At 50.7% G+C, this 8,611-nt stretch carries 8 protein-coding genes and 2 tRNA genes; 6 read left to right on the top strand and 4 right to left on the bottom strand.

Annotated features, from left to right (window positions below; genetic code table 11):
* On the bottom strand, nt 1-1,669 hold a 1,669-nt coding region (locus tag Q0628_RS14255; protein WP_298772093.1), incomplete at its 3' end, for a DEAD/DEAH box helicase.
* Between the two features lie 257 nt (nt 1,670-1,926).
* On the opposite strand from Q0628_RS14255, the gene Q0628_RS14250 reads away from it, so the two are divergent.
* A tRNA-Ser gene (locus tag Q0628_RS14250) sits at nt 1,927-2,011 on the top strand.
* A gap of 390 nt (nt 2,012-2,401) precedes the next feature.
* On the opposite strand, the gene Q0628_RS14245 is transcribed toward Q0628_RS14250, so the two are convergent.
* Nucleotides 2,402-2,474: transfer RNA gene (locus Q0628_RS14245), tRNA-Glu, on the bottom strand.
* Nucleotides 2,475-2,609: 135 nt separating this feature from the next.
* Here Q0628_RS14245 and Q0628_RS14240 point away from each other — a divergent pair.
* The 5 genes from Q0628_RS14240 (at nt 2,610) to rpmB (ending at nt 7,173) form a co-directional block, all read left to right on the top strand.
* Nucleotides 2,610-4,094: an ABC transporter ATP-binding protein gene (locus tag Q0628_RS14240; protein ID WP_298772091.1), complete on the top strand. Its 1,485-nt coding sequence runs from the start codon at nt 2,610-2,612 to the stop codon at nt 4,092-4,094.
* Between the two features lie 14 nt (nt 4,095-4,108).
* Nucleotides 4,109-4,759: an isoprenylcysteine carboxylmethyltransferase family protein gene (locus tag Q0628_RS14235; RefSeq protein WP_298772089.1), complete on the top strand. Its 651-nt coding sequence runs from the start codon at nt 4,109-4,111 to the stop codon at nt 4,757-4,759.
* Complete coding sequence (locus Q0628_RS14230; RefSeq protein WP_298772086.1) at nt 4,747-5,952, top strand: glycosyltransferase N-terminal domain-containing protein; 1,206 nt, start codon at nt 4,747-4,749, stop codon at nt 5,950-5,952. The genes Q0628_RS14235 and Q0628_RS14230 overlap by 13 nt, the downstream gene beginning before the upstream one ends.
* Nucleotides 5,949-6,881 carry a 4-hydroxy-3-methylbut-2-enyl diphosphate reductase gene (gene ispH / locus Q0628_RS14225; RefSeq protein WP_298772084.1) on the top strand — a complete coding sequence of 311 codons (933 nt, stop codon included), beginning with the start codon at nt 5,949-5,951 and terminating at the stop codon, nt 6,879-6,881. Before Q0628_RS14230 ends, ispH begins: the two co-directional genes overlap by 4 nt.
* A gap of 70 nt (nt 6,882-6,951) precedes the next feature.
* Nucleotides 6,952-7,173, top strand: a complete 222-nt coding sequence (gene rpmB / locus Q0628_RS14220) for a 50S ribosomal protein L28 (protein ID WP_298772083.1) — start codon at nt 6,952-6,954, stop codon at nt 7,171-7,173.
* Between the two features lie 91 nt (nt 7,174-7,264).
* On the opposite strand, the gene Q0628_RS14215 is transcribed toward rpmB, so the two are convergent.
* The gene (locus Q0628_RS14215) at nt 7,265-7,903 is read right to left on the bottom strand and encodes a 3'-5' exonuclease (RefSeq protein ID WP_298772095.1); all 639 of its coding nucleotides are present in this window, start codon (nt 7,901-7,903) and stop codon (nt 7,265-7,267) included.
* Nucleotides 7,904-7,961: 58 nt separating this feature from the next.
* Nucleotides 7,962-8,480: a DUF374 domain-containing protein gene (locus Q0628_RS14210; RefSeq protein WP_298772082.1), complete on the bottom strand. Its 519-nt coding sequence runs from the start codon at nt 8,478-8,480 to the stop codon at nt 7,962-7,964.
* Between the last annotated feature and the right edge of the window lie 131 nt (nt 8,481-8,611).

Genomic DNA, 8,611 nt, shown 5'->3' with positions numbered 1-8,611 from the left:
CAGGATGACACTCTGCGTTTTGACTTTCGTCTACCATCGATTGGACGAGTTCCTTGAACTTGTCGAGTTCGCCGGTGGTAATCACACTCTTGATTTTGTCCTTGAAGGCGGCCACGCGCTTTGCGCTGATGATTTCTGCCGTCGGCAATTCCATCGTTTCGATCGGCTGGCGGGTTGCCTTTTCGATAATCTTGAGCATCTTCTTTTCACGCGGCGTGATAAAGAGAATGGCGTTTCCGCTGCGGCCTGCGCGGCCTGTACGGCCGATGCGGTGCACGTAAGATTCGGTGTCGAAGGGAATGTCGTAGTTCACCACGTGCGTAATGCGGTCCACGTCGATTCCGCGGGCGGCCACGTCGGTGGCGACAACGATATCGAGCTTACCCATCTTGAGTCGGTTGATGGTGCGTTCACGCATGGATTGGGCGAGGTCGCCGTTCAGCGGAGCCACGTTGAATCCGCGGCTTTCGAGTTTTTCGGCGACTTCGGTGGTGTTCTGCTTGGTGCGCACGAAAATCAGTACACCGTCAAAATCTTCGCCTTCGAGCACGCGGGCGAGCGCTTCGATCTTATGTTCGTTCTTTACAAGTAAGTAGCGCTGGCGGATGTTTTCAACGGTCGTCGTCTTGCCTTCGATGCAGGCTTCTTCGTATTCGCCCAGGTGCTGTTCAATAATCTTCTTGACTTCTTTAGGCATGGTGGCGCTAAAGAGGGCGCGCTGGGCGCTTGCCGGGATTTCCTTGAGGATGGTTTCCACATCTTCCATGAATCCCATGTCGAGCATTTCGTCGGCTTCGTCGAGGACGATCGCCTTCACGCCCGAAAGCACGATGGAGCCGCGCTTGATGTGGTCAATCAGGCGGCCCGGGGTAGCAACCACGATGTTCGCCTGGCGCTTGAGGGCTCGCAGCTGCACGGCGATGTCTTGACCGCCGTAAACCGGAACCACATGCACCTTCGGCATCTTGGCAGCGTACTGCTGAATTGCTTCGGCCACCTGGATCGCAAGTTCGCGGGTCGGCGTGAGTACCAGCATCGAGGTTTCGTGACCGTTAAAGTCGAGCCTCGAAAGCAGCGGAAGCGAGAATGCGGCGGTCTTGCCGGTACCGGTCTGAGCCGTGCCGAGCAGGTTTCCGCCCTGCAACAGGGCGGGAATCGCCTTCGCCTGGATAGGGGAGGGTGTCTCGTAGTTCAGTGCCTTGATGGCTTCAAGAACTTCGTCTGCAAGTCCGAGGTCTTCGAAAGTGACCAGCGCTTCGTCTGCGGGTTCCGCATCTTCGGCCAGTTTGTCGTCAGAGTCGGCATCGGATTCTTCCGTCGGTTCTTCTACGACCGGTTCGGCGCAGTCCTTCTTGGATTCGGCATAGTCTTCGTCTGAGGTTGGAGTGCTAGCCGGATCATTGTCATCTTCGGGCTGTTCGACTTCACCTTCTTCAATTTCGACCTTTGTGCCGACTTCGATGGCGGATTTCTTGCCCTTCTTGAGCACATCGCCCTCTTCGTCCACAACCACGCCGTTCGGGTTCACTTCGAGGAATGCGGCTTCATCCGCTTCGTCTTCGTTGGCACCGCCGGCAATGGCGTTCAAGAACGCGTCTGCTTCGCGTGCGATTTTGGATTTGGGGTCAATAGATTCTTCGGGAATACGTTCTTCAGTATTCTTCGTCATAATGCACCTTCAGGACCCGTAAACTTCATCTGCGGCCCATGCCGCACTATCGAATGGTTCTTATGCCGGTTGTCCGGCTGAACCTTGAAAAGCCCCGAAGCGCACTCGCGCTTATAAACCTGAAGTTCTTTGGATCCATTTTGTTGGATTTGCGGCCAAATGTAGAAATAAGGGAGTCGATTTCAAAGGGTGGCGAGCTTTTCTTTAGAAATGGGTGTAGACAACCGAAAATTATTTTACTACATTGTGCGAACCTCGGAGAGATGCCAGAGTGGTCGAATGGGCCGGTCTCGAAATCCGGAGTCTGTCACAGGACCGAGGGTTCGAATCCCTCTCTCTCCTTGAAACAAAAAGCGGAGCCGTAAGGCCCCGCTTTTTGTTTCACTGAAAATAGGATGAGAACCCTCGCAGAGGGTTCGATTAACTGCGCGAGAGCGAAGCGAACTCAGCGCAGTTAAGGATTACGGCCAAAGGCCGTAACCCGAAGGGCTACAAGCGAAATGAAATGAGCTTGTAGTCCAATCCCTCTCTCATATAGAGAGAGGCTTTGGAGACTAAGGAAACGAAGTGACTGAGTCGTCCAATCCCTCTCTCGTATTGAGAATATTCTTTTATACCCTGTGAGGCGGTTGGCTTGGGTGTATAAAAAAAGAGCTAATCTTTCGATCAGCTCTTTTTATACCCTTTGTCGCGGTTGAAAAAAGGAACCTTTCTTTCGAAAGGTTCCTTTTATACCCCCAAGCGGTTTCGAACCGCTGTTGCGGGAATGAAAATCCCGAGTCCTGGGCCACTAGACGATAGGGGCGATTTGTGAGACCAAATATAAGAAAGTATTTTTCTCTTGTAAAGGGTCCTCGTCAAAAAAAATTAAATTTTTTCAGTGTTTTTGAAAAAATGGCTAAAAAAATCCCTGAAAGGAGGCATTGTCCGCTTTTTACCGATGGCACTTTTGGCGAGTGTCGTCGATGCGGCTGTTCTTTGGGGTATCAGATCCTTTATTGACATTGTCAATGGCTCTACGAAAATTCCGCTGGTCTGGTGGCTTGTGGGCATGCTGACTCTTGCGGCTCTTCGCCTGTGTTTCCTTTACTGGAAATCCAAAATTTCCGAAAACTGGCTATATCGAGTTTCGGCATGCGTGAATGGGTGGTTCCTGCATCGCTTGCGTAGTCTTTCCTCGCGGGTATTCCATACTTCAGAGGGGGTTCGCAAGGTCGAGGCAGCTTATGAAGCAACTCTGGTTCTGCAGATGAATGGAGGAGTTTTTTTTCAGGCGGTTCAGGCGGTTCTGCAGTTGTTTGTTTTCTTGCCAGTACTGTTCTATATTTCTTGGCCGTTGGCCTTGTTTCTGTTTGTCGTTGTGGTTCCTTTTGTTGCCGTTTTGCAGAGAAAACTTCACAAGCTTGGTCCCGCGGAAGAATCCCTGCTACGGGATCGTTCCGATTATCGGGGTGACCTGTCGCTTGCCCGTCGTCTGTTCAGGCAATGGAGCGGTCGAAATGAGCGAGCGGGAACCTCGAGGGATCTGCTAAAAGACATCCGAGGCCTTCGCGATGATGGCCTTTATGCGGCAGTCAAGAAATCAGGGCTTTCTCTCGTTACTGAAACGGTGTCGGTTTTAGCGATGGTGCTTGTTCTCGGTTTTTGCGCCTTGCTGATGAGTCGTGGCTACATGGAAGCTTCGGGACTTGTACTGTTTAGTTCGGCGGTGCTTCTTTGCTATAAGCCGGTCAAGGAATGTACCCGGGTCCTGCCGCAGTTCCGGGCGGCAATGAGCGCCTTGAATGTTCTTGAGGATTTCGAAAAGTTGCCGACAAATGTTCCCCTGGGAAAAAAAGGCCCGTGTTCGGTTGCGGGCGTCGCGGTAACGGGCGGACGTTTTGGCTACGATGGAGCCTCCTCTCTTGTATTCGAAAATCTTTCGCTTGAGTGGTCTCGTGAAAAACCTGTACTGGTACGAGGACGAAACGGAATTGGAAAGTCGACTCTCTTGCGCCTACTGGCTGGACTCGAACATTTTGACGCGGGGGAGGTTCAGTTCCCTCACGATGTCTTTTTCGTTGCTCAGGATCTTGAATTGCCTCCTCGGCGAATGCTGGTGCAATTGCTAGAATCCGCACGAAGATCTTCTACGGAAGAAACTCTTACGGCATTCATCCAGTTTTCGGATGTTTCTCGTTTGCTTCATAAGGAAACCCTTTCTGGGGGAGAAAGAGCTCGCGTGGCTCTGCTATGGGCTCTTGCATCGGACTGTAAAACGGTTCTCCTGGATGAACCTTTTGCCTCGGTTGCCTTGGCTGACCGCGAAAATCTGCTGAAATCCTTCCTGAATGCGGCAAAATCCCTCGACAAATGGACAATTGTCGTCAGTCATGACGTGCTTTCTCCCGAACTGGAATGTATATTTAATGTAGTGCATCTATAGCGGAGCAGCGAGTTATGGAATTTAAACCCGTCGAAGAATCTAAATCCGTCGAAGAAACTGTCGATCAGGTTGTCTTGCCATCTGAAGAACCAAAACGAGAATTTTTGTTTCGTTACCGGGGATGGGTTCTTGGTATTCTTTCTTTGATTATGCTTGTGTTTCCTCCGGCTGACATTGAAATCATTTCGTTCCTCATCTTTATCAACATCTTTGTTCTGGCCTTGTATTTGCGTATCAAGACTCGTCGTGTTATTGGTGAACATACGCGGGGTGCAACGCAGGAAGCGGATTCTCTTGTGACCTGGGGTGCCTATGCAAGGTTGCGTCATCCGTTATATGTGTCCAATGCGGCGTTTGCGGTATCGCTGATTTTTTTGCATTTCGGTCTCAGTTTCTATGTGATTCCATTTATCGTTGTCGTCGTTGCCTTTGAAATCTATCTCGCCAAGCTTGATGATCGGTTCCTTGAAAAAAAGTTTGGCGAAGAATGGAAAATCTGGGCTATGCAGACTCCGGCTTTCATTCCGCGTGAATTCCATCGCGATGGGCCGAAACGTTCTGCTTGGGCAGCTATTGTAGCCGATCACTTTACATGGCTCTGGATGACGATGATCGTCTTGATCATTATTCTTCGTAAGGTGCCGTTTCTGATATGGTGGAATTAGGTGCCGCTAAAATAGGACGATGGGCGCTAGATTACGCAACGCAGGCTTTGGGCCGGGCGGCAACGCTCGTGCCGGGACTCAACCGCGAGTACCATATCGAAGAGCGTTTGCAAGGTCCGTGGCCAATCGCTGCTGAGGGAAATCCGTATCTGTGGTTGCATGGGGCAAGTCTTGGAGAATGCCGCATGTTGCTTAGTTTGGCGAAGTCCCTTAGGGAGGATTTGCCGAATTGTCCTCCACTTCTGATAACGACCCAAAAAGTCGAGGTGCTTCCGTTCCTGCAAGAAAAGGGGGCGGGAATAGTGGAATCCGCCATGGCGCCGGCTGATATCCCCTCGGCTCTTACGGCTTTTGTCAAGTCGGTTCAGCCAGTTGGGTTAATCCTTGCTGAAAATGAACTGTGGCCAGGATACCTTTCGACGCTATCGCGTATTTCGACAAGGAAAAACATTGCGCTCGTCTCGGGCCGTTACCGTCGTTCGCTTCCTTATCTCGATTTTTCGGGAATGGGGTACGCCTGTATGCAGACGTCCGCGGATCTTGGACGCTTTGCCTATGCTTCCAAAGGTTGTGTTCCGTGTACGATTGGCAGCGATTGGAAATTACTCCACTGGGTCCGGGAGGGGGGCGTCATTGGAACTCCTGAAACGGTGAACATTGATACGGTTTTCCTGTCGTTCCACCAGGAAGAATCCGAAGCGCTTTTACGAATGGTGAAGGATTCCGTAGACAAGGGCGACGCGGTGGTTGTCATGCCCCGTAGGCTTTCGGAACTGAGCTCGTTCCGTCGTTTGTTGCTAGATGCCGGACTTCCGGTGGTGGATTATCCAGCCGTGCGCAAGGGATGTATTTCGCTTGTGACCTGCTACGGACTTTCGCATGAAATTCTTTCCGTAAGTCGAAGCGCAGTGGTCGGAGGCTCGTTTGTTCGCCATCTCGGCATTCATGATTTCTGGGAACCGCTCCAAATGGGTGTCTCTACCTGTGTAGGACCTTATGCCCGTGGGCATGAGGATGCCGTTGCAGGTCTTGTCGGCGCGCATGTCCTTGCGCAGATACATTCGCCTGCGGATTACCTCCGTCGCCGTTATCCGTCGGCGGCCCATGTGCAGTCTTATCTGGCTGCGGAAAAGAAAAAAGTTTCAGATTCCTACCAACTGTTGTTGAATTTTCTAAAGGGACTCCTTTCATGAAAAAAGTGATTCTTGCTACTCCTAGAGGCTTTTGTGCTGGCGTTGACCGCGCTATCCATGTTGTGGAACGTGCTATTGAAAAATTCGGAACCCCCATTTACGTGCGTCACGAAATCGTTCATAACAAGTTTGTGGTCGATACGCTTAAGGACAAGGGAGTGGTCTTTGTCGATGAAATTGACGAAGTCCCCTCGGGATCCGTCGTTATTTTTTCGGCTCATGGTGTTGCCGAAGAAATCTATGCCAGTGCGGAACGGCGCGGACTTCAGGTGCTGGATGCAAGCTGTCCTCTGGTGCTCAAGGTTCATTATAGTGCAAAGCGTCATTATGCCGCAGGTCGCCATATCATCCTGATCGGTCATGCAGGCCATGCCGAAGTTGTGGGAACCCTGGGCCAGCTTCCGCCAGGTGCAATCACGCTGATCAAGAACGAGGATGATGCCCGTACGGTCGAAGTTCCCGAAGGCAAGGAACTGGCCTACATTACGCAGACGACGCTTTCTGTCGCGGAAACCCGCAAGATTATCGATGCTCTCAAACTGCGATTCCCCAAAATAATTGGTCCCGATGCGGGGGATCTCTGCTATGCAACGGGTAACCGTCAGGCTGCTGTGCTTGAATTGTGCTCCAAGGTGGACATGCTTCTGGTTGTTGGGGCGAAAAATTCGTCCAATTCGAGCCGATTGATGGAATTGGGCCAAGAACAGGGGATTCCGAGCCATTTGATTGCGTCTGTGGATGACTTGAACCCCGATTGGTTTGAAAATATGGAATCGGTGGGCATTTCCAGTGGCGCAAGTGCCCCTGAAGTACTTGTTCAGGGGGTCGTGAACTGGATTAAAGAAAAATTTGCCCCCGTAGAAATTGAAAATTTCACAAAAATGGTCGAATCTACCAAGTTTAACCTGCCCAAGGCATTGCAAGATTAATTGTTACACCTTGACGGAGTCGTTTTTTTTTTTCTAAAATTGCGTCCGTTATAAAACAACGGAGTTTATTATGAGCCGCATTTGTGAAGTTACCGGCAAGGCCGGCCTCGTGGGCAACATGGTTTCCCACTCTAACCGCAAGAAGTTGATGAAGCAGCTGCCGAACCTTCAGAAGAAGCGCTTCTACATTCCTGAAGAAGATCGCTGGGTTACGCTGCGCGTGAGCGCTGCTGGTCTGCGTACCATCAATAAGGTTGGTATCCAGGCTGTCGCCGCTGAACTCGGAATCTAATTCCTGGTTAGTGAAAATTTAAAGCCGCCAAGATATTCCTTGGCGGTGTTTTGTCGTTTCTAGTCATTTAATGACTAGGGAGGAGCCGGCGCTACTTATTGATAAATTGGGGGATACCCTTGTATTTTTCCATGTTTTTCATGATGCAGGCCATTTCCCAGTCCTTTTCCTTGAACCGGCGGCGGAGGAGTGCCACGAATACTTCCATGAGCATCAGGCAGTCGTAGACGGCACGGTGCATCTTGTCGGATTCAATGTTCATTGAAATTTCGTCCCTGCGCTTGAACATGTTTGCGAGGATGCCTAGCTTGTGTGAACTGGCTTCGGGCAGAATTGCTTTTGAGATAGCGAGGCTGTCGATAACGGGGTTTCCGGGCACGAGCTGCGGATTGTTCTTGTAGGCAATGCGCAAGAAACTTGCGTCAAAGTTCGCGTTGTGGGCAAGCAGGATAGAGCTCTGCCCGCAAAATGCGGTGAAATTTCTGATTGCATCGCCAACTGCAGGAGCGTTTTGCACGTCACTGTCGTAGATATGGTTCACCGCTGAGGCTTCGGCAGGAATCATCATGTTTGGCTTTACAAAGGTTTCGAATTCGCCGAGTAGCTTGGGTACGACCTTATCCTTCTTTGTTTCGACGGTGAACTTGACGGCGCCGATCTCGATAATTTCGTCTTTCTGGTTATTGAGGCCTGTGGTTTCGAGGTCGAATGCGACAAATTTGGGCGGCATTAAAATCACGTTAGTAGTCCTTTTTCCTTAATAATTCGAAATTGCCTTGGTAGGGTCGTTATGTAGTGTAAAGATACTTAATTTCAATGACAATTGATGACATTGGTAGAGGTAAAATGAAGTTATCCCAAGTTTTGAGCGTGACATGCGGACCATATTTTGCTGAAATTTGCCATAGGGGGCGGCCGCTTTTTTGGGAAAGCCAGATAGAACCCGGCTTGACCTTTCCAGCGGGCCCGTGCGGACCGTCCAGTGCCATGCCCGCATACATTCCTTTGCTTAGGGAGTCGAGCACATGCCTTACGTTGGTCGCACCATGGGTGCTGGATCCACGTGTTACGGCGTAGCCTAGTTTTTGTGCCGCAAGAGCAAAAAAGTCGCCGTCTCGCGATTCCGAGACAAATGCGTGAACTCCTCGATCCTTGAAGGCTGCGGCACTTGCGAGTAGGTCACGGTGCCATGTTCCCAGTATTCCCGGTGAAAAATCGTCAGGAACGGATAACTTGACTCGTAGACTCCGAATCCACAGGGAGGCAAGCAGGGCGCCTAGGTGGACCTTGAACGAGTTCTTTTGCATGGGTCAAAGATAAAAAAAAACAAAAAAAAACGGGATAACCCTTGAAGACGGGAGCATTTTTAGCTATATTGCAACCCACTTTGGCGACGTACCCAAGTTGGTAAGGGGCGGCTCTGCAAAAGCCTTATTCA

It is taken from the genome of uncultured Fibrobacter sp. (genome assembly GCF_937877005.1).
Classification (GTDB): domain Bacteria; phylum Fibrobacterota; class Fibrobacteria; order Fibrobacterales; family Fibrobacteraceae; genus Fibrobacter.
Note: the sequence above shows the minus strand (reverse complement) of the source record. Positions and strands in the feature narration are given on the sequence as shown.

Coding starts and splice junctions, on each gene's coding strand:
- Q0628_RS14240 (WP_298772091.1), top strand. CDS start 2,610: ATGGCACTTTTGGCGAGTGTCGTCGATGCGGCTGTTCTTTGGGGTATC.
- Q0628_RS14235 (WP_298772089.1), top strand. CDS start 4,109: ATGGAATTTAAACCCGTCGAAGAATCTAAATCCGTCGAAGAAACTGTC.
- Q0628_RS14230 (WP_298772086.1), top strand. CDS start 4,747: ATGGTGGAATTAGGTGCCGCTAAAATAGGACGATGGGCGCTAGATTAC.
- ispH (WP_298772084.1), top strand. CDS start 5,949: ATGAAAAAAGTGATTCTTGCTACTCCTAGAGGCTTTTGTGCTGGCGTT.
- rpmB (WP_298772083.1), top strand. CDS start 6,952: ATGAGCCGCATTTGTGAAGTTACCGGCAAGGCCGGCCTCGTGGGCAAC.
- Q0628_RS14215 (WP_298772095.1), bottom strand. CDS start 7,903: ATGCCGCCCAAATTTGTCGCATTCGACCTCGAAACCACAGGCCTCAAT.
- Q0628_RS14210 (WP_298772082.1), bottom strand. CDS start 8,480: ATGCAAAAGAACTCGTTCAAGGTCCACCTAGGCGCCCTGCTTGCCTCC.